This window comes from Marinobacter koreensis (assembly GCF_023156285.1).
Lineage (GTDB): Bacteria > Pseudomonadota > Gammaproteobacteria > Pseudomonadales > Oleiphilaceae > Marinobacter > Marinobacter koreensis.
Genome location: NZ_JAKZAJ010000002.1, coordinates 63,705 through 84,445, shown reverse-complemented (window position 1 = coordinate 84,445; position 20,741 = coordinate 63,705). Strand labels below are relative to the sequence as shown.

Annotated in this window: 20 protein-coding genes; 10 read left to right on the top strand and 10 right to left on the bottom strand. The window is 60.5% G+C overall.

Annotated features, from left to right (window positions below; genetic code table 11):
* Nucleotides 1-25: 25 nt before the first annotated feature.
* From ubiB to ubiE, 3 genes are read right to left on the bottom strand one after another with little or no spacing between them, the layout of a single operon-like run.
* Nucleotides 26-1,669, bottom strand: a complete 1,644-nt coding sequence (gene ubiB, locus MLD04_RS05470) for a ubiquinone biosynthesis regulatory protein kinase UbiB (protein WP_248155569.1) — start codon at nt 1,667-1,669, stop codon at nt 26-28.
* Nucleotides 1,666-2,304 carry a ubiquinone biosynthesis accessory factor UbiJ gene (locus MLD04_RS05465; protein WP_248155567.1) on the bottom strand — a complete coding sequence of 213 codons (639 nt, stop codon included), beginning with the start codon at nt 2,302-2,304 and terminating at the stop codon, nt 1,666-1,668. The genes ubiB and MLD04_RS05465 overlap by 4 nt, the downstream gene beginning before the upstream one ends.
* A complete protein-coding gene (gene ubiE / locus MLD04_RS05460; RefSeq protein WP_248155565.1) occupies nt 2,304-3,080 on the bottom strand; it encodes a bifunctional demethylmenaquinone methyltransferase/2-methoxy-6-polyprenyl-1,4-benzoquinol methylase UbiE in 777 nt (258 codons plus the stop codon). The genes MLD04_RS05465 and ubiE overlap by 1 nt, the downstream gene beginning before the upstream one ends.
* A gap of 115 nt (nt 3,081-3,195) precedes the next feature.
* Between ubiE and MLD04_RS05455 the strand changes: the two genes are divergently transcribed.
* The gene (locus MLD04_RS05455; protein ID WP_248155563.1) at nt 3,196-3,480 is read left to right on the top strand and encodes a polyhydroxyalkanoic acid system family protein; all 285 of its coding nucleotides are present in this window, start codon (nt 3,196-3,198) and stop codon (nt 3,478-3,480) included.
* Between the two features lie 9 nt (nt 3,481-3,489).
* On the opposite strand, the gene MLD04_RS05450 is transcribed toward MLD04_RS05455, so the two are convergent.
* Together MLD04_RS05450 and MLD04_RS05445 are read right to left on the bottom strand one after the other, a co-directional pair.
* Entirely contained in the window at nt 3,490-4,239 is a 750-nt protein-coding gene (locus tag MLD04_RS05450; RefSeq protein ID WP_248155560.1) for a DUF8198 family protein, read from the bottom strand.
* 68 nt (nt 4,240-4,307) lie between these two features.
* Nucleotides 4,308-5,231 carry an alpha/beta fold hydrolase gene (locus tag MLD04_RS05445; RefSeq protein WP_248155558.1) on the bottom strand — a complete coding sequence of 308 codons (924 nt, stop codon included), beginning with the start codon at nt 5,229-5,231 and terminating at the stop codon, nt 4,308-4,310.
* Nucleotides 5,232-5,551: 320 nt separating this feature from the next.
* Here MLD04_RS05445 and MLD04_RS05440 point away from each other — a divergent pair, with 320 nt between their 5' ends.
* The 4 genes from MLD04_RS05440 (at nt 5,552) to MLD04_RS05425 (ending at nt 11,851) form a co-directional block, all read left to right on the top strand.
* Complete coding sequence (locus MLD04_RS05440; RefSeq protein ID WP_248155556.1) at nt 5,552-6,961, top strand: WS/DGAT domain-containing protein; 1,410 nt, start codon at nt 5,552-5,554, stop codon at nt 6,959-6,961.
* A gap of 169 nt (nt 6,962-7,130) precedes the next feature.
* Nucleotides 7,131-8,231 (top strand): porin, encoded by a 1,101-nt coding sequence (locus tag MLD04_RS05435; protein ID WP_248155554.1) that lies wholly within the window; start codon nt 7,131-7,133, stop codon nt 8,229-8,231.
* A 241-nt stretch (nt 8,232-8,472) separates the two neighbouring features.
* Nucleotides 8,473-9,642, top strand: a complete 1,170-nt coding sequence (nosP, locus tag MLD04_RS05430; protein ID WP_248155551.1) for a nitric oxide-sensing protein NosP — start codon at nt 8,473-8,475, stop codon at nt 9,640-9,642.
* Nucleotides 9,620-11,851, top strand: a complete 2,232-nt coding sequence (locus MLD04_RS05425) for a hybrid sensor histidine kinase/response regulator (RefSeq protein ID WP_248155549.1) — start codon at nt 9,620-9,622, stop codon at nt 11,849-11,851. Before nosP ends, MLD04_RS05425 begins: the two co-directional genes overlap by 23 nt.
* A 2-nt stretch (nt 11,852-11,853) precedes the next feature.
* Here the strand turns inward: MLD04_RS05425 and MLD04_RS05420 are convergent, their stop codons facing one another.
* Nucleotides 11,854-12,531: a response regulator gene (locus MLD04_RS05420; RefSeq protein ID WP_248156827.1), complete on the bottom strand. Its 678-nt coding sequence runs from the start codon at nt 12,529-12,531 to the stop codon at nt 11,854-11,856.
* Between the two features lie 260 nt (nt 12,532-12,791).
* Here MLD04_RS05420 and MLD04_RS05415 point away from each other — a divergent pair, with 260 nt between their 5' ends.
* Genes MLD04_RS05415 through MLD04_RS05405 form a run of 3 tightly spaced genes read left to right on the top strand, consistent with a single transcriptional unit; the run spans nt 12,792 to nt 15,212 of the window.
* Nucleotides 12,792-13,787: an ABC transporter substrate-binding protein gene (locus tag MLD04_RS05415; protein WP_248155547.1), complete on the top strand. Its 996-nt coding sequence runs from the start codon at nt 12,792-12,794 to the stop codon at nt 13,785-13,787.
* A complete protein-coding gene (locus MLD04_RS05410; protein ID WP_248155545.1) occupies nt 13,784-14,557 on the top strand; it encodes an ABC transporter permease in 774 nt (257 codons plus the stop codon). The genes MLD04_RS05415 and MLD04_RS05410 overlap by 4 nt, the downstream gene beginning before the upstream one ends.
* Nucleotides 14,550-15,212, top strand: coding sequence for an ATP-binding cassette domain-containing protein (locus tag MLD04_RS05405; RefSeq protein ID WP_248155543.1), 663 nt, complete (start codon nt 14,550-14,552; stop codon nt 15,210-15,212). The genes MLD04_RS05410 and MLD04_RS05405 overlap by 8 nt, the downstream gene beginning before the upstream one ends.
* A 3-nt stretch (nt 15,213-15,215) precedes the next feature.
* Here the strand turns inward: MLD04_RS05405 and MLD04_RS05400 are convergent, their stop codons facing one another.
* From MLD04_RS05400 to MLD04_RS05385, 4 genes are read right to left on the bottom strand one after another with little or no spacing between them, the layout of a single operon-like run.
* Entirely contained in the window at nt 15,216-16,019 is an 804-nt protein-coding gene (locus MLD04_RS05400; protein ID WP_248155542.1) for an ABC transporter permease, read from the bottom strand.
* Nucleotide 16,020: 1 nt separating this feature from the next.
* Nucleotides 16,021-16,743 (bottom strand): ATP-binding cassette domain-containing protein, encoded by a 723-nt coding sequence (locus MLD04_RS05395; RefSeq protein WP_248155540.1) that lies wholly within the window; start codon nt 16,741-16,743, stop codon nt 16,021-16,023.
* The gene (locus tag MLD04_RS05390; protein ID WP_248155538.1) at nt 16,740-17,714 is read right to left on the bottom strand and encodes a YVTN family beta-propeller repeat protein; all 975 of its coding nucleotides are present in this window, start codon (nt 17,712-17,714) and stop codon (nt 16,740-16,742) included. The genes MLD04_RS05395 and MLD04_RS05390 overlap by 4 nt, the downstream gene beginning before the upstream one ends.
* A 33-nt stretch (nt 17,715-17,747) precedes the next feature.
* Complete coding sequence (locus MLD04_RS05385) at nt 17,748-18,923, bottom strand: ABC transporter substrate-binding protein (protein ID WP_248155536.1); 1,176 nt, start codon at nt 18,921-18,923, stop codon at nt 17,748-17,750.
* Between the two features lie 266 nt (nt 18,924-19,189).
* Between MLD04_RS05385 and pedF the strand changes: the two genes are divergently transcribed.
* Nucleotides 19,190-19,618 carry a cytochrome c-550 PedF gene (gene pedF, locus MLD04_RS05380; RefSeq protein ID WP_008939530.1) on the top strand — a complete coding sequence of 143 codons (429 nt, stop codon included), beginning with the start codon at nt 19,190-19,192 and terminating at the stop codon, nt 19,616-19,618.
* A gap of 80 nt (nt 19,619-19,698) precedes the next feature.
* Complete coding sequence (locus tag MLD04_RS05375; protein WP_248155534.1) at nt 19,699-20,670, top strand: substrate-binding periplasmic protein; 972 nt, start codon at nt 19,699-19,701, stop codon at nt 20,668-20,670.
* Nucleotides 20,671-20,741: the final 71 nt, after the last annotated feature.

Sequence of the window (20,741 nt, the reverse complement as noted above, 5' to 3'; positions counted from 1 at the left end):
GGTCAGTCCTGAGTGAATGGGTGGGTTATCGGCCGCCACGGAGCACGAGGGCACCGGCCACGGCCAGCAGCGCCCAGCTCCAGGATGGGGTGGTCTCAAGCCAGGCCCGGGCTTCGGGACGGGTGCCCGCGACCGCCACAGCAACCAGTACCAGGGCGGCAATGCCGCGGCGCCAACGACGTTCCGTGCGTTCCTGCTGCTGTTTCAGCAGCTCCAGTGTAGCGCGGTTCTGCTGCTCCGTGGGTCCGGCATGACGCAGCTGCAACAGCGCATCGTGCACCAACTGGGGCATTTCCGGTGATTGCTCGAGCCAGGACGGCAGATGCGACTGGAGCGATTTGATCAGTCCCGAGGGGCCAATGCGCTTGCGCATCCAGTCCTCCAGGAATGGCTGGGCAGTACTCCAGAGATCCAGCTCCGGATAGAGTTGCCGGCCAAGCCCCTCGACGTTCAGCAGGGTCTTCTGGAGCAGTACGAGCTGGGGCTGGACTTCCATGTTGAAGCGGCGTGCGGTCTGGAACAGGCGCAGCAGGAAGTGGCCAAACGAGATGTCCTTGAGCGGGCGCTCGAAGATCGGCTCGCAGACCGTCCGGATGGCGGCCTCGAATTCATTCACCCGGGTATCGGGTGGCACCCAGCCGGACTGGATATGCAGCTGCGCTACCTGCCGGTAATCGCGGCGGAAAAACGCGAGAAGATTGCGGGCCAGATAGCTCTGATCGTCGGGCGCGAGTGTCCCGACAATCCCGAAATCGATGGCGATGTACCGGGGATCGGCCGGATTGGAAACGTCCACAAAAATGTTGCCCGGATGCATGTCGGCGTGGAAGAAACTGTCCCGGAACACCTGGGTGAAAAAGATCTCCACCCCTTTTTCTGCCAGGACTTTCATGTTCACGCCCGCCGCCTGCAGAGCCGGTATGTCGGCAATGGGAATGCCCTGGATGCGCTCCATGACGAGCACGGTTTTGCGGGTGTAGGTCCAGTCGATGAACGGGATGTAGATGAGCGAGGAATTCTCGAAGTTGCGGCGCAGCTGGCTGGCGTTGGCCGCCTCGCGCTGAAGATCGAGCTCGTCGTGAATCGTGGAGTCGTAGTCAGCGACCACCTCGACCGGGTGCAGCCGTTTGCCCTCGGACCAGTAACGCTCCAGCAGTCCGGCCATGAAGTACATCAGGGCGAGGTCCTGGTGAATCACCCGCTCGATACCCGGCCGCAGGACTTTGACCACAACCTTCTGTCCGTCCGGCAGGGTTGCGGCGTGAACCTGGGCGACAGAGGCCGAGGCCATCGGGTCCGCGCTGAATTCGGAGAACAGCTCAGAGACCGGACGGCCCAGCGAAGTCTCGATGATGTCGCGGGCGGTATCGCTGGGGAATGGTGGTACCCGATCCTGCAGGTGCTTCAGGGACTCGGCCATGTCATCCGGCAGCAGATCCCGGCGGGTGGACAGTATCTGGCCGAATTTCACGAATACCGGTCCGAGCTCTTCCAGCGCCAAGCGGAGTCGATCCCCCCGGTTGAGCTTCGGTTTCGGGAACAGGTGCCAGGGTGCCAGCAGGAAAAAGACCTTCAGAGGCGCGGGCAATTCGGCGAGGGGCAGAAACGTGTCCAGCCGGTAACGGCAGAATACCCAGGCAATGCGGATCAGGCGTCTCAAACGGGTCACGGGTTCTCCGGTGTGTCAGTGTCGCGGCTTTCCAGTGCGTTGATCCGGGCCTCCAGCTCACCCGCCCTCTGGTCCAGGGCTTCGATGTCGTCGAGTGCTGCATTCACTTCGTGACGACCGGGGAGACTACGGGTTTCCTCGTGCAGGTATTCCTCCAGGTTGGCATTCATCGAGCCAATTGCCTGTCGGCTCCACTTCACCGCATCGCGAATGCGTTTGCCAAGGAAGTGGGCGGGCACATCACCGATATGCCTGGCCATGGCTGCTTCCCAGTCCGGATTGAGTGTGCTCAGGGCATGCTGGAGTTGGTGTGCGAGATCCGTATCCCCCACCACCTGCAGACGGCCATCGGTGAGCACCTGATCGTCGCCCAGCGCCAGGGCCGCAAACGCCACGGGGCGTCCCACGAGTGACACCCGGGGCTGTTCGGGGGGCTGGCTGCTCACCCGGATGCGGTCACCGGCCCGATCGAGGGTGTACTGTGCGGTTGTGGGAGCAGTCAGGGTGAACTGAACCGGCCCCGGCAACGCCTCCAGCAGGGCCCGTCGACCGGCCGGGTCGAGCTCGAGCGCCCGGTTGAGGGCGTTTTCCACGATCGCGCTGCCTGCGGCGAGCAGGGTAGGACCCGGACCCATCAGGGCTTGATACCCACGTGCAGGGCGACGATGCCGCCGGTCATGTTGTAGTAACGGCAATTCGCCAGGCCGGCCTGCTCCATCATGCTTTTGAGCGTCTCCTGATCCGGATGCATGCGAATGGATTCGGCGAGATATTTGTAGCTCTCGCTGTCACCGGCCACCAGCTGACCCATCAGGGGCAAGGCATTGAAGGAATAGGCATCGTAGGCCTTGCTCAGCAGCGGGTTGGTTGGCTTGGAGAATTCCAGCACCATCAGTTTACCGCCCGGCTTGAGTACCCGGGCCATGTCCCGCAGGGCCTGATCCTTGTCGGTGACGTTGCGCAGGCCGAAGGCAATCGACACCGCGTTGAAGCTGTTGTCCGGGAATGGCAGGTGTTCCGCATCCGCCTGGACGTATTCGATGTTACCGGCGTAGCCCCGGTCTTCGAGCCGGCCACGGCCCACCTTGAGCATGGAGGCATTGATGTCGGCAAGGACCACGCTGCCCGATGGCCCCACCAGATCGGAAAACTTCATGGTGAGGTCGCCGGTACCCCCGGCGATGTCCAGCACGCGGTGCCCGGAACGTACTCCGGACAGTTCGATGGTGAAGCGCTTCCAGAGCCGGTGAATCCCCATCGACATCAGGTCGTTCATCAGGTCGTACTTGCCCGCCACGTTATGAAAAACCTGGGCCACCTGGCCGGCTTTCTGGCTTTTCGGCACATTGCGGAAGCCAAAGTGGGTGACGTCGTCCTGGCCGTTGTCGGCTGGCGTTTGCTGCTCGCTCATGGAAGGTGTCCTGTCAGTATCTGAACCCCGTATTCTAACGGTTGCCGGGGTGGCTACAAGTTTAATACCGACATACACTGTAAAACCGATTCAATTTGGAAGAGAAAACTGATCCATGTCTGTCATTGATGTTCATCGCGCCCACTCACTGGACAAGGAACACGCCCGCCAGGCCGCGGAAACCCTGGCCCGTGATCTGTCCCGTCAGTTCGACGTTCACTACCAGTGGGAAGGCGATGTCATGAGGTTCAAGCGCAGTGGTGTGAAGGGCCAGCTGAACATCAGCCCGGATGACCTGCACATCCGCCTCGAACTGGGGCTGATGCTGCGGCCCTTCAAGCACCGGATCGAGCAGGAGATCCACAACCAGTTGGATCAGATCATCAACCCGAACGGGTGATCGGCCGGTCTACAGGTCACTCGGCAGTTCGAAGGGGGCCGGGTGGCCGGCCAGAATGTTGTCCATAACCCGGGATTCGCGAACGACCAGCCGGTCAATCAGGCCGTCCACATCTTCCATCTTCCGGAACGCACTGTAGCCCCGGTGCAGGAAACTGTGCAGGTCGGTCAGGTTGGCCATCTCTGCGGGCGTCTTTGCCATGCTCAGCAACCACCCCAGTGTCCGGTTTCGCACATACCGGTCCAGTTGCTGCCCCACATCTGCCACCAGCCGGATCTGTCTTTCCCGGTCTGACAGCCGGCGGCTGTTGCGATAGGCCCGGCAGTAACCATCTGTGTTCAGGTCCCTGATGTTCAGTCCTTCCTGATGAACCCGTTCGGCAAGCTCCAGGTCCAGTTCCTGGGTGAGCAGGTTGAGTTCTACCAGCCCGGACAGCGTTCCCAGCAGATGGTCAGGTAGCCATTTCACCATTTTGGGGAAGACGCGGTCGATGTTGTCATCGCGCCGGGTCATCCCTGAAGGGGCATAGAGGTCGGTCAGCAGAAACTCGAGTCCCGAATGGTAACCGGGGTGGTCGTAGAGATCCCGGTGGGTCTGCTTGAGGCGTTGCGCCTGCCAGTCAGCAATGATCCGGGTGGATTCTGAAAGACGATGTGAGGCCTTGAGCTGTCGGAAATCATGATAGGCCAGCAGCAGGCGTTGAAGCCGGCGCGCGTGCTCGGTTTCAACGGGGGTGGCGACCAGACGGTCACGGTACATGGAACACTCCGCTTAGCCTTGGGTTGGGCACGCAAGTTTAGCGGAGCATGGACCGGGATGCAGCAGCCTTATCCCTGTGCAGCGGCGGGCAATGTCTCAAAACCGGGAACCCATTCCTTGCTGTCCAGGGTGATGAAGTGGCTTGGCGCCTCGGTTTCGATGATTCGCATGGTGGTCGGGCTCTGCCGGGCACTGGCCAGCATGGCGGACCGGTCGAGAATGCGGTCCACGGCCGGAATCAGGAAGGTGCCCTGGCGAACATTCTGGTAAACCGAGGTGTCCGTCCGGGCCATCCAGTCCATGATGTTCTCGATGTTACGGACGATGGTGAGGTGATCCTTGGTGGCCGAGAACAGCTTGCTGAGCAGCTGCTTTTTCCGCGGATTCATCTTGCCGAAGAAGGTCTGACCATAGGCCGATTGGGGCGCACTGTTGATCAGACGGATCAGCCAGGGCCACATGCCATGGCTGACCGGCTCCAGGAGCATGGTGACCAGAGCGTGCAGGCGACCCTGTGGCAGCACGGGCGCCTCAAAGACGATTTCCACGTCTTCGTAGAGTTCCGGCCACTGCCGCGCTGCCTCCAGGATTACCGCGCCACCGCGGGAGTGGCCATGGATCCGGATATTACGCGTGGTAGGCAGGTTTGCCAGGGCCTGATTGAGGATGCACGCATCGTATTCGATGGTACCTTCCAGGTGTTTGATCGGCACTTCCCAGTCGGGGGTCTCGGGCGTAACGCCGTTGACCGGGATGTGATAGTTGCTGCAGGTGAGCAGGATCAGCTCGGTTGTCGGGCCCTCGTAGGCCTGTGTGAAGTAACAGTGATTCTCCAGGAACCCGTGTACTCCCACGACGGTCTGTTCTGCAACACCGCTGTGGTTGCGAACCGAGACGGCGCCTTTACCAACGCGATACACCCGTCCGGAAAACATTTCCGAATAGGCGTTTTCGATGGGTTTGATCAATTTGCGAACGTGACTCGCTTTCATGACTCTTCTCCTCCCAGCACCGCGTTGGTCTGTTATTGAAGTTCGTGCTGGTCACCCTGTTGTACCGCGATGGCGGTAGCGGTGTATTGGCGCTCCATGCGATGTTTTCGCGAATCTGGAGCCAATGGCTACCGAAATGGTCTTTAATAACCATCGCATCAAGGCTTATAACCAGTATAGGGCTGAACAGTTACTCACATGTAATTTTTTGTAACAGGGTGCGCTGGTCGTCATGTGGAGCCGTTTCGGGTTGTCTGGCACAATGCGGAGTTCGGTTTTTACGTACCTTCGTCACGCCATCGATCCGGGGACTAACAGGTTTGAGTCAAGAGCAATCGCATCTCCTGCTGCCTGCGGATTCGGCCTGGCTGGCCCTGGAACGCCCGGACAACCCCATGACCATTACCGTCATGCTCCGGGTTGAAGGGCTCACCGCGCCCCGGCTACGGGCCTTCCTCAAGGATTACTGGGTGGCGTGGGAGCGGTTCCTTCACCGCCCTGTGGAGCGGATGCCGGGGTGGTGGTGGGAGCGGGATCCCGGGTTTGATGTCCGTCACCATCTGGATGTGGCGATCGATCGTTTTACCCGGGACGAGCTCCAGGACTGGGTTTCGGCCCGTCTGAACCAGCCGCTGCCCCTGTTCCGGCCGATGTGGAAATTCTGGCTGGCACCCAATGCGGAGGGCGGAGCCGCCGTATTGCTCCGGATGCACCATTGCTATGCCGATGGTCTTTCACTGATGTCGATTTTCGACCGCCTGTGCCCGCCATCCCCCCGTCAGCCCCCGGCCATCTATGGCGCACCAGAAAACGGTGACTTCGCCCGGTGGACTGGCGCGGCCCAATCCTGGCTGGAGCGTCTGGTTCCGACGCCCGTTGACCAAACCGCGCCGGCTGGCGACGAGGATCCGGCTCCGCAGGCCTCCTCATCTGTTGAGCAGGCCGGGCAGTGGCTGGAGCAGTTTGCGCAGCGGGGCCTGAAACTGGTGAATGAGGTCACCGATTTCCTGGTTGAACCGGAGGATTCCCCGTCAGACCTGAGGCGCCCCCTGCTTGGCCGTCGGCATTGCCGTTGGTCGGAGCCAGTGCCACTCGACCGGTTCCGGAACATTGCCAACGCCACCAACGTCACAATCAACGATGTACTGCTCGGTTGCGTCGCGGCCGCCGTTCGCCCAAGGCTCGGCCTGGGCGCAGAAGACCTGGAAGAGGCGGTCTTGCACGCAGCCGTGCCGGTGGATATTCGTCATCGCTTGCCGGAGGAGCTGGTGCCCGAGCCTGGCGAACTGGGCAACTATTTTGGCACGGTGTTCGTGCCGCTTCCGGTAGACGGTGAAAGCCCGCTGGAGCGACTGTACCGGATCAAACAGGAAACCCGGCGGCTCAAGAAGAGCTGGCAGCCGGGCCTGGCTTGGGGGCTGACGGCCAGTGCATCGTTGATCCCGGAACCCCTGCGCCATCCCGTCGCAGACACCTTCTACCGGAAAGCGTCTGCCGTGGTCTCGAACGTTCCCGGTACCCGGGAGGCCCGTTACCTGGCCGGCTGTCCCATTACCGAACAGATGTTCTGGGTACCCCAGGCCGGAAGTATCGGACTGGGCGTCAGCATCGTCAGTTACGCCGGCCAGGTCCAGTTCGGGGTGGTGGCCGACGAGTCGGTGATGGCGGATCCGTCGGCGTTCCTTGACGATTGCCTGCTGGAACTGGACCGGTTTCCCGCGGGGTCGTAATCCCAAAGTGGCGTTTCCACTGCCTCCCAAATAAGCACAAAACCGGCTCCCTTGTTGCATTTCACACCTTTCTTCCCTCGTCGAAGATGATTCCGGGCGATCAACGCGCCTGGAGCCTGGGACGACCCCTGCTCCGAACCCGATCATCAAACAAGAACATGGGGGAGCTATGCGCAACCATCTGAAAAAAGCGGGACTGGCTTTGGCCGTCGGCACGGCCATGGGGCTGAGCACCGGTGCCAGCGCAGCGGTGGAGGTCTACAATCAGGACGGGACGTCTTTCTCGGTAGACGGTTATTTCAATGCCTTTTATGTGAATCGGGATGACAAGATCGGCGACGTTCGCAATTCCGATGTCAAAATGGGCTTTCTGCCCAACACCATTGGTTTCAATTTCAGTCGCGAGGTCGGTGACCTGACTCTCGGCGGGCGTTCTTCCTTCTGGTCCACCATCAACGACAGTCTGCAGTCACCCACCGATACGGCCATCGATGTCCGTCAGTTGTATGCAACGGTCGATGGCAGCTTTGGCCAGATCCTCATCGGTAAGGATTTCGGACTTTACGCCCGCTCCAACATCTTTCTGGATGAAATCCTGATGGGCTTTGGCTCGCCCGGTGCCCCAACCGGGGTATCGTTCGGCAATATCCGGGCCGGCTATCCCTATCCCAATCCCTCGGCACAGATTACCTACCGGTCACCGGACCTGGGGGGACTCAAGGTGGCGGCCGGTATCCTGGAGCCGGCGAACACCACTCCGGGTGCGCAATCCGAACAGTCGGCGCCCCGGTTTGAGGCCGAGCTCACTTACGGCGCCGATCTCAACGGTGTCTCCCTGACCGGCTGGCTGAACGGTCGTTACCAGAGCTCGGAAAATGCCACCACCTCGATCGATTCCACGGGTCTTGGCTACGGCGTTCGTGCAGCCATGGCGGGACTGTCCCTGACCGCTTCCGGATTCACCTCGAAGGGCGATGTGCCGGTGCTGATTACGGATCAGGCACTGGCCTCGGAGGAGGATGCCGACGGCTATCTGGTTCAGGGAGGCTATACCCTGGGTGCCAATCGTTTCGTGATTTCCTACGGCGAGACCGATTCGGACCAGGGTGATTTCCAGACAGAGAACAGCTCGGTCGCGCTCTTCCACGACATTAATGAGTACTTCAAAGTGGTCGCCGAGTACAACATGTTCGAACAGACCACCAAATCCACTGATACCAAAACGGTGGACGCCGACACCCTGGCGCTCGGTGCCATCGTAACCTTCTGAACATGGCGATTGCTCTTGGTGCACGGCGCCGGGAGCTTTCCCGGGAGACGGATCTAGCACTAAAGTGCCGGTTTCCCGGGAAGGAAACCGGTGGCGCCATCGGGCATTGATTCAGGAGGATTTAAAATCAATGGCTTATGATTATTTTGGTGCGCCCATAAAAAGCACGGAAGTCGCATTGGCTGGCGCGGGGGAGTCCGTAGAATTAACGGAAATTCCCAGGGTTTTGGAGCCTGGAAGCATGAGGCCAGTAACAACCCTTCCAGCCATTCGCGTGGCAAGTTCCGGTGCCAGAGAGGCAGCGCTTGCTGCGACGCACCTTGCCAACGAGCTCTCGCATGACAATCTCGGCTGTGTGCTGTTTTTCTGTTCGGCGGAGTTCGATCTTCAGCGTCTGGGCCCGGCGCTTCAACAGGCTTTCAACGGCGTTCGCGTCTGTGGTTGTACCTCGGCGGGTGAAATTACCCCTGAAGGGTATGGCCGTGGATGCATTACCGCCATCGGATTCGACCGCCGCTACTTCGCCATCGATTGTGCGCTGATCCAGGCGCTGGACAGCTTCACGCTTCAGGATGCCCAGGACGTCATCGACGGGCTCCTCAATACCTGCCGGGACGCCGGCCTGGCGCCGGTCAAAGGCAATACCTTTGCCATTACCCTGCTCGATGGCCTGTCCAGCCGGGAGGAACTGGTGCTGGCTACCCTGAATTCCGCACTGGGAACCATCCCCCAGTTTGGTGGCTCCGCCGGCGACGATGAGCGTCTGGCCAACACCCACGTATTTTTTGACGGCGAGTTCCATACCGGTGCGGCGACGGTCATGCTGGTAAATACGCCCCTGGATTTCCGGGTCTTTTCGACCCATCACATGGTGGAGCGTCAGGAAAAACTGGTTGTCACCGACGCCTGCCCCTCGAGCCGAACGGTGTATGAACTCAACGCCGAGCCCGCGGCAGAGGCCTACGCCCGGGCCGTCGGTGTACCGGTGGACACACTGGATCGCAAGACCTTTGCCCTTCGTCCCCTGGGCGTGAAGATAGGTGGACACTACTTTGTCCGGTCGATCCAGCGGGTCAATCCGGACGGCAGCCTGACCTTCTATTGCGCCGTTGAGACGGGGATTGTCATGACGTCCATGGAACCCGAGGGGCTGCTCGACAGTGTTCGTGCGCAAATTGAAAAGGCCGAACAGTCGGTTGGTCCTCCCCTGATCACCATTGGCTGCGACTGCTTCCTGCGCCGTCTTGAAGCCGAACTCACTGGAGAGGTCGAGGGGGTTTCCGAGTTTCTCCGTCATCATCGGGTGATCGGATTCAACACTTATGGCGAGCAGTTTGACGGCATGCACATCAACCAGACGTTTACGGGGGTGGTGATTGGCCAACCTGATGCCAGCACGAACTTCGTCTGACACCGTTACCGATCAGGCCGAAAAGGACCGCCGCATTGCCGAACTGGAAGCGGAGAATCTGCGGCTGCGTCGGATCCGGGATGCGCTGATTGTTCGGGTGGAGTCGGGCACCTCCCACAAACCGGAACCCTACGCCGCTTTCGAGCATTCCGTCATTCTTGCCGAACAGGTACGTGAGCGCACTGATGCCCTCAACCGTGCCCGCGAGGAGGCCGAAACCACCCGGCAACGGCTTATTGATGCCATCGAGAGCATCGCGGACGGGTTTGTCCTGTTTGATGATGAGCGTCGGCTGATTCAGAGCAACAGTCGGTTCCGCAGCTACTGGCGGCACGCCGGAGTGCCCGCACCCGAGTCCGGCACGACCATTGATGAGGTCAAGCGGCTTGCTACCCGTTCCGGTCTCGTCCGGGAGGAATACGGACGTGAGGATGCCGAGGGAGCGGTGTTTCTGCTGTCCAACGATCGTTGGGTCCAGATGACCGAAAGACCCACCCGGGAAGGGGGGCTGGTCGTTCTTTATACGGACATCACCGACGTCAAAAACAGCGAAATGGCCCGTCGCATCAAGGCGCTGGAGGAAAGTGAGCGCTGGATCCGGGTGGTGACCGACCATGTGCCGGCGCTGATCGCGTACGTCGGGGCCGACATGACGGTGCAGTTCTGCAACAAGGTCTACGAGGCCTGGTATGCCCGGGGCGGCGAGCCCCCGCTCGGCAAGCGTCTGGACCAGATCCATGCCCCGGACTTCTACCACCGGCTGCTGCCGCAGATCCTGGAAGTGATGGAAGGCCACAACGTCACCTTCGAACTGGAGGAGACCGGCGAGCAGGGCGAGCAACGTTACATGCTCCGGTCCTACGTGCCCAATTTCGACGAATTCGGCAGCATCATTGGCTTTTTCGTGTTGATCCGGGACATTACCGACCGCCGTAAAACCGCCCTGGCGCTGGAGCAGGCCTACGATAACCTGGAACGCCGGGTCAAGGAGCGTACCGCGGCATTGACCGGGCTGAACAATCAGCTTCGCCAGGAAATCACCGAACGGGCCGCCGTTGAGGCGCGTCTCAGGGATGCCAAGCTGGATGCCGAGCGAGCCAACCTGTCCAAGACCAAGTTCCTGGCGGCCGTCAGTCACGATCTTCTGCAGCCGTTGAACGCCGCAAGGCTTTTTACCAGCGCACTGCTCGAGCAGAGCTTTGGTCCGAAGGCCGAAGGGCTGGTCCGTTCCGTCAGTACCTCCCTGGACGACGTCGAGAATCTGCTGGGCACGCTGGTGGATATCTCGAAACTGGATGCCGGTGTGATCAAGCCGGATGTAACCGCGTTTGATCTCCGGGACCTGCTGAACAACATTGCCCGGGAATTCCGTCAGGTTGCGCTGGCCGAGGGACTGACGCTCTCGTTCGTCCCGTGCTCCGCCGTGGTAGAGTCGGATTCCCAGTTGCTTGCCCGCATCCTGCGCAACTTCCTGACCAACGCCATCCGCTACACCCCGTCGGGAAGAATCCTGTTGGGTTGCCGTCGGCAGGCCGGGCATGTCCTCCTGCAGGTCTGGGATACAGGGCCGGGCATCCCGACGGACAAGCTCTCAGAGATCTTCCAGGAATTCAAACGTATCCATTCGGAAGGATGCCGGATGGACAAGGGGCTCGGCCTTGGTCTGGCGATCGTCGACAAGATTTCCGGCATGCTTGGCCATGAGGTAATCGTGTCATCCGAGGAGGGCAAGGGATCGGTGTTCAGCGTGCGGGTGCCCATGGGCAGACTCCGACCCAAAGTGCTTCCTGCCGGCAGCGCCACTATCCCTTTGCTGGATGAGGGACTCGGTGGCGCGAGGGTCTGGGTGATCGATAACGACCGGGCCATTTGCGAGGGTATGAAAACGCTTCTGGAAGGCTGGGGATGTGAGGTGACGGTGGCCGTCTCCCTGGCAGATCTTGAGCGGCAGCTGGACACCGCCGGTCAGCCGGTTGATCTGATTCTGGCGGATTACCACCTGGACAATGACGTCAACGGCGTGGATGTGGTTGCCGAGATCAACCGTCGACGCGCGACAGCAGCGCCGGTGCTGATGATCACGGCCAACTACACCAACGAGCTGAAGCAGCACATCCGGACGCTGGGCTACCTTCTGATGAATAAACCGGTGAAGCCCCTCAAGCTGCGCAGTGTGCTCACCCATCTGGTTCTCAAACAGCGATCCTGAGATCAGCGCTTGAGGTATTGGCTGAAGTCCACGTCGCTGGCGGAGAGGATGGCCTGAACCCGGTTGTGGACCCCCAGCTTGCGAAGAATGGCCGAAACGTGGGCCTTGACGGTGGTTTCGGCAATATTCAGGTTGTAGGCGATCTGCTTGTTGGACTCTCCCTTCGACATCCGTTCAAGCACCAGCAGCTGCCGGCGGGTCAGCGAATTCAGAAGTTCCGGGGAAATCGGATTGTCGTCCTGTCGACTGCGCCGGGTGCTGCCTTCCTTGCCGGTCCGGATAATGTCCGACGGCAGGTAGACGTTGCCATTGAGAATCTGCTGGATGGCCTCGGTCATTTGCGCCCTGGGCGACGATTTGGTGATAAAGCCGACTGCTCCGTAGGTGATCGCCTGGAGCACCACCTGTTTGTCCTCCTCCGCGGAGACGATGACCACCGGGATGGTGGGTGCCTCGTTGCGAAGCGTGATCAGGCCGTTGAGACCATGCATGCCGGGCATGTTCAGGTCGAGAAGGATCAGGTCAAGGTCATCGTTGGCGCGGGTAATGTCCAGTGCGCTGTCGAGATCGTCCGTTTCCAGGATTTCGCTGCCTTCGAATCCCGATGAGATCACGCTGCTGATTGCCTCACGAAACAGTGGGTGGTCGTCGGCGATCAGAATCTTGTAAGCGGGCTCCATGGATGGTTCGGCCTGTTTGTTATCGGAATCGGGAGTGGGTCCGGAATCATGATAGCGGTTTTCCGGTGAAAGTGCGGCATCAAGCTCGTTCAGCATGGCGTCCTCCTTTCTCAGGGGCGATCGGGGCCGCCCCGCTGTTTTATTGTTGTCATTGCACCATTACACGCCAGATCCGCCGTCGGTTGAATGCGACCATCGCACCAAAAAACAGGCACCAAAGTACTATTCTGGACGTCCCTCAGGGTTCGTATCGTGGGTTTATGACAACCACAAAATCGAACACATTCCTGGCAGTTATCCGGTTGCCGCTGGCTCTGGCGCTGCTCCTGTTTGCGAACACCAGTCCGGCCCTGGCGAGTGACGGGCCGCTACCCGAACTGTCACTCAGTGTTCTGCAGTTCGGTACAGCACACTGGGAGCTGGATCAGGTTCAGCATCGCGGGCTGGACAGGGCCAATGGCTACCGGTTGGTGGTTCATCCCCTTGCCAACCTGTCAGCGTCCCGGCTGGCCGTCGCCAGTGGTTCGGTAGACGGCGCGGTAGCGGACCTGCTCTGGGTTCAACACAGATACCGGGACGGGCAATCCTACTTCTACGTTCCGTTTTCCTCTCAAATCGGCGATGTGGTGGTGCCGGAGAACTCCGATATCCACGGCGTGGCCGATCTCTCAGGCCGTCGCATCGGCGTCGCCGGGGGCCCGGACAGCAAAGGCTGGATTTTGCTGAAAGCCGTTGCCGAGCGCCAGGGGGTCAAGCTGGGAGGCCGCGATCAGGTGCAGTATGGTTCGCCACCGCTTCTCAATCAGGCACTCAAACGCGGCCAGGTGGACGCTATTGTGACCTACTGGCATTTTGCCGCCAGGTTGCGGGGACAGGGGGGTTGGCGCACGGCTTTCAGGATGTCCGACCTGCTTGAAACCTTCCACCTGGATCCGGACCTGCCGGTACTGGGTTATGTGTTTCCTGAAGGCTGGGCCAGTAAGCACACCCAGCTGGTGGCGAACTTTGCCCGTTCCATCCGACTGGCCCGTGCCCAGCTGGCGGCCAACCCCGACCAATGGCAACGGCTACGCCCCCTGATGCGGGCTTCATCCCAGGCGGTGTTCCAGGCCCTGCACGACGGTTTCATCGCCGGAACGCCGGGGCCGCTGACGGACCGTCGTATCGCCGATCTGCAAACGCTGATAGGGCTCACCGGTGACGGCACCGGGGAACCGCTGCCGGCGCACCTGTTTTTCCGGGGTGCCCGGGAATGACCGGCCGGGGATATGCGCCCGTCTGGTGTTACTGGGTGGTATTACCCGGATTGGTGGTGTTCTGGTTCCTGATCGCCATGGCACTGGATAGCAGCCTGTTGCCGACGCCGCTGGCCGTCGGACGGACGCTGTATGCCGAGGCTGCCAATGGCGAACTCTGGCTGAATCTCGGCGCCACACTGGCGAGAGTGGCGGTCGCTTTCGTGATCGCCATGGGACTTGGCGTCACGATCGGGGTTGTCATGGGGCGGTCAGAGACGACCAACGCGCTGCTGGATCCCCTGCTGTTGCTGATGCTGAACCTGCCGGCGTTGGTGACGATTATCCTGATGTACGTCTGGTTCGGCCTGGTTGAATCCGCCGCCGTGCTGGCCGTGGTCATCAACAAGGTTCCCAACGTGGCTGTTACCCTCAGGGAGGGCGCCCGCAGTCTGGATCCCAAGCTGGAATCGATGGCGACGGCCTACCGTTTCAGTCGTTGGCAGCGAGCCCGCGAGGTGTGGTTGCCACAATTGTTTCCGTACCTGATGGCAGCGATGCGAGGGGGCCTGGCGTTGATCTGGAAGATTGTCCTGGTGGTGGAACTCCTGGGCCGTTCGAATGGCGTGGGGTTCAAGCTGAATATGGCGTTCCAGGTATTCGATGTCGCGACCATCCTGGCCTACAGCCTGGCGTTCGTTGCTGTCGTGCAGGTGATTGAACTGGCCCTCCTGCAACCCCTCGAGCGTCGTGCCAGTCGCTGGCGCCGACCGGAGTTGGCTCATGCTTGAGCTGCGGATCAAAGGCCGCGACTTCGAGAGGCCGGTACTGGGAGACATCTTCACGCAGATACGGCGTGGGGATCGAATCTGTCTTCTCGGCCCTTCCGGCATTGGCAAGACCACCTTGCTGAATGCGATTGCGGGGCTGGATCGTCGTACTCCGGCGACTGCGTTTCGCGGACGGGAAACCCTGCGCCTGGGTTACCTGTTCCAGGAGCATCGACTGCTCCCCTGGCGGACGCTGGGTCAGAATCTCGCCATCGTCGGCGCAGCTGGCACTGAGATCGACCGATTGCTGGAGAGTGTGGGCCTGACCGGTTACCAGCACCATTTTCCTGATCAGCTGTCGCTGGGCATGGCCAGGCGGGCGGCGCTGGCCCGATGCCTTGCGGTGGAACCGGATCTTCTGCTCCTGGACGAGCCGTTCGCGTCTCTTGATCCGGTACGCGCCGGTGAGCTCCGAACGTTGATATCCGAGCTGCTGGACGCCCATCCCCACATGGGCATGCTCTGTGTGACCCACGATGCTTCCGATGCGACCGCGTTGGCGAATCGTCTCTGGTACCTTGATGGCCACCCCGCCCACCTGCAATGGGACGCGCCGGTAGCGTCGGACGTGGAGACCATTGTTCAGAGCCTGCGCACCAGCATGCCTTTGCTGTGAGGGCTAGCCGGTGCGTGTTCCCAGGATTCTGGTGCGCTGGGGTTGAAACCCGGCGGTGGCCAGCAAAGCCAGTACGACCGTCACCGCCGCCGTAATCCCGAACGCCTGGCCATTCCACTGCAGATACAGGGCAAAGCGGATCGCCTCCACGGCATGGGTGAACGGGTTGAACTGGCACACCCAGTAAAGCCAGGGGCTGGCCTCCTGCATTCGCCACAGCGGGTAAAGCGCCGACGACATGAAAAACATCGGGAAGATCACAAAGTTCATGACCCCGGCGAAGTTCTCGAGTTGCTTGATCCAGGTCGCAATCAGGAGCCCCAGGGCGCCCAGCATCAGACTGGTCAGAACGAGTGCCGGCAACACCGCGACATAGCCCCAGAGCGGTGGTTCGACATCGACCAGCAACGCCAACAGCAGGAAGACATAAACCTGTCCGACCGAGACCACGCCCATTGCCAGTAACTTGGTTACCAGCAGGAACGGGCGGGGCAGTGGGCTCATCAACAGGACCCGCATACTGCCGAGCTCCCGGTCATACACCATCGACAGGGCGCCCTGCATGCTGTTGAACAGGATGATCATGCCGCACAGGCCGGGGGCAATGTAGGTCTCATAGGTAATGTAGGTGTCGTAGGGTGGAATGATCGAAATTCCCAGAACCGCCCGGAAGCCGGCGGCAAACACCACCAGCCAGAGCAGCGGGCGCACAAGCGCGCTGGCAAACCGGGTACGTTGCTGCCAGAAACGCAGCCACTCGCGGGTCTGTATGCCGAGAAAGCAGTGCCAGTATTCAGACAGCTTCATGTTATCCGGCTCCGGTCAGGACATGGAACGTTTCCGACAGGTCCCTTGAACCCGTCTCGTCACAGATGGCCTGCCCGGTGCCATTCGCAAGAAGCTGGCCCTGATGCAGGATCAGCACCTGATCGTCGCGGCGGACTTCCTCAATCAGGTGGGTCGCCCAGAGCACGGTAAGATCCTCATCCCGACACAGCGCCCGGACGTGCTCGTTCAGGGCCTTTCGACTGGCGACGTCCAGGCCAACCGTGGCCTCATCCAGGAGCAGTAACGAAGGATGGTGTAGCAGGGCCCGGGCAATTTCCACCCGTCGCCGGTGTCCACCGTTGAGCAGCCGGACCGGATCGTTGGCCCGTTCCAGCAGGCCGAATCGCTCAAGTTCCCGGTCGCCACGGTTCCGGGCCTGCTTTCTAGAAAGGCCGTGCAGGGCTGCGTGGTACAGGAGGTTCTGTCGAACGGTCAGGTCCAGATCCAGGGCATTTTGCTGGAACACGACTCCGATTCGGCGCATGGCTTGCGCCGGGAAGCGCGCCATGGACTGGCCTTCGAACAACAGCTCCCCGCGCTGAAGGGCCAGGAGCCGGGTCAACAGCCCGAACAGGGTCGACTTTCCGGCACCGTTGGGCCCGAGCAGGGCGTGGAATCGACCGGGCGTCAGGGAAAAACTCAGATCCTTGAGGACCGGTGTTGTCCCGTAGTCAAAGCCAAGGTGCCGGACGTCAATGCTCATGATGCCGGGTCGACGACCACACCCCAGGGATAGCGGCCGACCTTGATCGATTTGATGACTTTGAGGCGACCCACGTCGATTACCGACACATCGCCCGACACCCCGTTTGTGGTGTAGAGGTATTTCTCGTTTTTGCCCAGATCCAGTTGCCAGACCCGACTGCCCACCAACAGATAATCCAGCACTTCGTAGGTCTTGGCGTCGACCACCGCCACGTGGTTGGACGGGCCCAGTGCAATGAAGGCGTAACGACCGTCGGAGGTCAGTTCGATACCAACGGGCTGTACCCGGTCCGGATTGACGCCCGGTACATCGAACGTGAGTTCCCGGATCTGCTTGAGATTATCCACGTCAATCACATGAACCGTGCCTCCCACCTCCGTGGATGCCCAGGCAATCTTGCTGTCCCGGCTGAACTCCACATGCCGGGGGCGCTGGCCGACGACAATATTCTTTTTGATGGTGAAGGTCTCTGTATCGATCCAGTGCAGCATGCTGCTGGTTTCCGATGTATTGACCGCCCATTTACCGTCCGGGCTGACGGCCATGCCTTCGGGTTCCAGCCCGACGTCGATCTGTGACAGCACCTGCTTGGTTTTAACATCCACCACGGTGACGATGGCGTCGTTCTCGTTGGAGATGTAGAGGTGTCGGTCATCCGGCGCCAGTGCGAACTGTTCCGGATCTTCTCCTGAGGGCAGGGTGTCCACGATTTTCCGTGTGGCCAGATCCATCACCTGGACGGTGTCGTCGTCACTGGCACAGATGAACAGGCGGGTTCCGTCATGGGATAACAGGATGCCCCGGGGCCTGGCGCCGACCGGGATGGTATCCACCACGGTCATGGCATCGGTGTCTATCACCGAGATGGTGTTGTCTTTCTCATTCGAGACATACGCCAGGCTGGCGGTCACCGGCAGGGACAGGCTTATCAGCGAGAACAACGCCGCGGTTTTTATCAGGTGTTTCATCGTCTGTTCCTTATCACTTGGCCTGCAGAGGGCTCATCCATTGATTCGGCATTCGCTTTCCGGCCTGTCGAATCCGAGCGTGTCCATCCTGCTTCTGGGGTGCAGGAATCCCTCGAAGGGCGCCCGGTCCACCAGGCCCCGGGGATGAACCAGCGGAATAGGCTGGCGAAGTTGTCCGTTCCAGGTGCGGAAGGTCAGTTTGCGGCCCTTGAAGCCGGCCAGCTGGAACTGGTCGCTGAACAGGAAGGATCGCAGGGTTTTCACCTCGGCGGAGCCGGTTTCGGTAACAGCCGTTCCGATCGCCCGGACAGCGGCCCAGGCAGCGTAGTCTTCACTGTTCATGTTGCGTTGGGCGAGTTCCCGGAACCGGTTCTGCAGCTGGGTCGCTCCCCAGCTTTCCACAACCCGGTGCCAGGCCACGGGCGTCATGCCCTGTGTGCCCACAACCGGACGCGGCAGCCAGGTGTGAAACGGAACATACTCACCGAAGTCCCCGCGTACGTCGGCGACGACCACGACATCGTAGTCATCCGCCTGAGTGAACAGCGGTAATTCGCGGGACGCACTCCGGCGAAGGTCCGCATCAAACGTCCAGGGTTTGTCTTCCACGATGTCCAGACCGAATCGCCTGGCAGATCGGTGGAATGCCGCGGCCCACGCCTTGTCTTCCGCGGTCGGGCCGGAGATCAGGAATACCTCATTCCAGCGTCGTTGATTCAGCCATTGCCCCAGTGCGTCGGTGAGCATCGCGTAGCTGGGGATGGTGTGCAGCAATGAAGGGGCGCAATCGCGTAGCCGAAGACCATCGTCTCTCGCGCCGGCATTGAACATCAGGACATCCGGACGGGCGCGCTTTGACAGGGCAGTGAGGGTTTTCGCCGGCACTCGAAATACAAACAGCCGCACACCGTCGGCAAGCATCCGGTCGAATGACGCCAGGACGCCTTCCTCTGAGTCGGCCACCGAGGTAGCCATCCGATAATTCTGGTCCAGAAACCGGCCCGTCGTGTTGTTGTCGGCAGTTGCCAGCTCTGCCCCTCGCAGACCGGAATCCGCAGGCTTCGGAATGACGTTGGACAGCACCGGGCCCTGGTCTGGCACCCACTGTATGTAGCCCATCGGGACGACCAGCGGCTCGGCATGCAGAGCCGCACTGGCCACAAGCAGGACGCCGAAGATCAGCTTGCGAATAAGGCGGTGGCCGGGCATGAAACAGACTCCCGTTTGTTGTTGTATCGCTACATCCGAGGATAGAGAGACCGTGACGCGTCGGGAATATTCACAAAGTAGGAAAGGGGCACTACTTAAGAACGAGTTTTGAGCCTGACTACCGCCTACCTACTACCAAGGAACTAGGGCAAAAACCCCAAAGTGGCATTCGGAAGCGTGTGGCTCCTCCCTAGACTGGATGTCAGCAAGTTGGCAAACACAATTCCAATCGCCAACGCACGGGGAAACAACAAGAGGTAGCAATCATGGCAACTCGCACATCAATGAAGGCGGTCCTGGCCTTCACTCTGGCTGGCGTCGCCAGCTTCGCAATCGCCCACGGCAACGTCACCCCCCAGCCAGTCGACACCGGTGATCTTCCAAAGCTGGGTGACGAAGTGCGGACCGAAAATCCCTTCCGGGAAGGCAACGAATTCGGCAAGTACAACGCCGAGGCGGTTGAGATCGGAGAAAGCGCCTATGCCGGAAATTGCGCCGGATGTCACGGCATTCGGGCGATGTCAGGCGGATTGACCCCCGATCTTCGGGAGCTGACCCAGTGGGACGACGAATACTTCATTCATCGGGTACGCAACGGTACCGATCGCGGCATGCCGTCATGGAAGAAGACTCTGGACCAGAACGCCATGTGGGCCATCCGGACCTACGTCGAGTCACTGCCCAAGCCTGAATGATGGTTCCGAAAACGTTGTTTTTCGGGTGAAGAACACCGGGCCGACCTGATGTCGGCCCTTTGTCGTTGGAGGGAGCGGACATGAATACCAGGTTTCTTATTGGCGGCCTGCTGGCCCTTGGCCTTGTCCTGTGCAGTGCAGGTGTTTCCGCCGGCGAGGTTCGGGACGGCGACGATCTCCTGAACCGGCCTGCCGACCGGACCTACGACCGGATCATCGAGTCCGGCTATCTGAAAGTGGGCGTTTACAAGGACTTTCCGCCGTATTCCTTTGAGCAGGACGGTGAGCCCCGGGGTATTGATGTTGAGCTGGGAAAACGCATCGCCCGGGAACTGGGGGTGGACTTTCGGGTGCACTGGATCGTGCCGGATGAAGCGCTCAGTGACGATCTTCGGAACAACGTCTGGAAGGGGCATTACCTCGACAAGCAGAGGCTGGCCGACGTGATGATGCGGGTTCCCTACGACAAGGCCTACGCCTACAAGCAGGACTCCACCGGTGAATACGTCAACGAACAGGTTCATATGTTCGGGCCGTACCAGCGTGAAACCTGGCAGATTGCCTACGATCCCTCGCAACTGGACAGCGTGCAGACTGTGGCCGTGTTCCAGTATCACCCGATTGGCGTTGAGATTGACACCCTGCCGGATTTCTACCTGACCTCCGGACTTCGCGGCCGGATGCGTGACCAGGTCCGGCATTATCGGGATGTGGAGGAAGCCTTCAATGCCATGCGCGAGGGCGACGTCAGCGCGGTGATGGCGATGCGTTCAGAGATCGACTTTGAACTTGGCCGGCCGGAAAACAGGGCCTTTCGGCTGGCCGAGACCGGCTTTCCCGGCATTGGAAAGCAAGTCTGGGATGTTGGCATGGCGGTCAAGAACAATCATCGCCAGCTTGGCTACGCCCTGGAGGGCATCGTCGACAAGCTGGTGAAGACCGGTGAAATGGATCAGCTCTTCGCCGGCCTTGGTCTTCGTTACGGTGTGCCCGATTACTATCGGGAGTTCCTCAAGCCCGAAGCCCTGGCGCGGGCGTCGGGCTCGGACTGATCCGGAAACCTGCCCCGGGAGGCCCGCCTGCAACGGCGGGCCTTTTTGGTTTGGGAGCGGGGTCGTACTAC

Coding starts and splice junctions, on each gene's coding strand:
- nosP (WP_248155551.1), top strand. CDS start 8,473: ATGAGGCCAGTAACAACCCTTCCAGCCATTCGCGTGGCAAGTTCCGGT.
- MLD04_RS05405 (WP_248155543.1), top strand. CDS start 14,550: ATGCTTGAGCTGCGGATCAAAGGCCGCGACTTCGAGAGGCCGGTACTG.
- MLD04_RS05390 (WP_248155538.1), bottom strand. CDS start 17,714: ATGAAACACCTGATAAAAACCGCGGCGTTGTTCTCGCTGATAAGCCTG.
- MLD04_RS05455 (WP_248155563.1), top strand. CDS start 3,196: ATGTCTGTCATTGATGTTCATCGCGCCCACTCACTGGACAAGGAACAC.
- MLD04_RS05400 (WP_248155542.1), bottom strand. CDS start 16,019: ATGAAGCTGTCTGAATACTGGCACTGCTTTCTCGGCATACAGACCCGC.
- MLD04_RS05445 (WP_248155558.1), bottom strand. CDS start 5,231: ATGAAAGCGAGTCACGTTCGCAAATTGATCAAACCCATCGAAAACGCC.
- MLD04_RS05465 (WP_248155567.1), bottom strand. CDS start 2,304: ATGGGTCCGGGTCCTACCCTGCTCGCCGCAGGCAGCGCGATCGTGGAA.
- MLD04_RS05425 (WP_248155549.1), top strand. CDS start 9,620: ATGCCAGCACGAACTTCGTCTGACACCGTTACCGATCAGGCCGAAAAG.
- MLD04_RS05415 (WP_248155547.1), top strand. CDS start 12,792: ATGACAACCACAAAATCGAACACATTCCTGGCAGTTATCCGGTTGCCG.
- MLD04_RS05410 (WP_248155545.1), top strand. CDS start 13,784: ATGACCGGCCGGGGATATGCGCCCGTCTGGTGTTACTGGGTGGTATTA.
- MLD04_RS05450 (WP_248155560.1), bottom strand. CDS start 4,239: ATGTACCGTGACCGTCTGGTCGCCACCCCCGTTGAAACCGAGCACGCG.
- MLD04_RS05385 (WP_248155536.1), bottom strand. CDS start 18,923: ATGCCCGGCCACCGCCTTATTCGCAAGCTGATCTTCGGCGTCCTGCTT.
- pedF (WP_008939530.1), top strand. CDS start 19,190: ATGGCAACTCGCACATCAATGAAGGCGGTCCTGGCCTTCACTCTGGCT.
- MLD04_RS05420 (WP_248156827.1), bottom strand. CDS start 12,531: ATGGAGCCCGCTTACAAGATTCTGATCGCCGACGACCACCCACTGTTT.
- MLD04_RS05395 (WP_248155540.1), bottom strand. CDS start 16,743: ATGAGCATTGACGTCCGGCACCTTGGCTTTGACTACGGGACAACACCG.
- ubiE (WP_248155565.1), bottom strand. CDS start 3,080: ATGAGCGAGCAGCAAACGCCAGCCGACAACGGCCAGGACGACGTCACC.
- MLD04_RS05375 (WP_248155534.1), top strand. CDS start 19,699: ATGAATACCAGGTTTCTTATTGGCGGCCTGCTGGCCCTTGGCCTTGTC.
- MLD04_RS05435 (WP_248155554.1), top strand. CDS start 7,131: ATGCGCAACCATCTGAAAAAAGCGGGACTGGCTTTGGCCGTCGGCACG.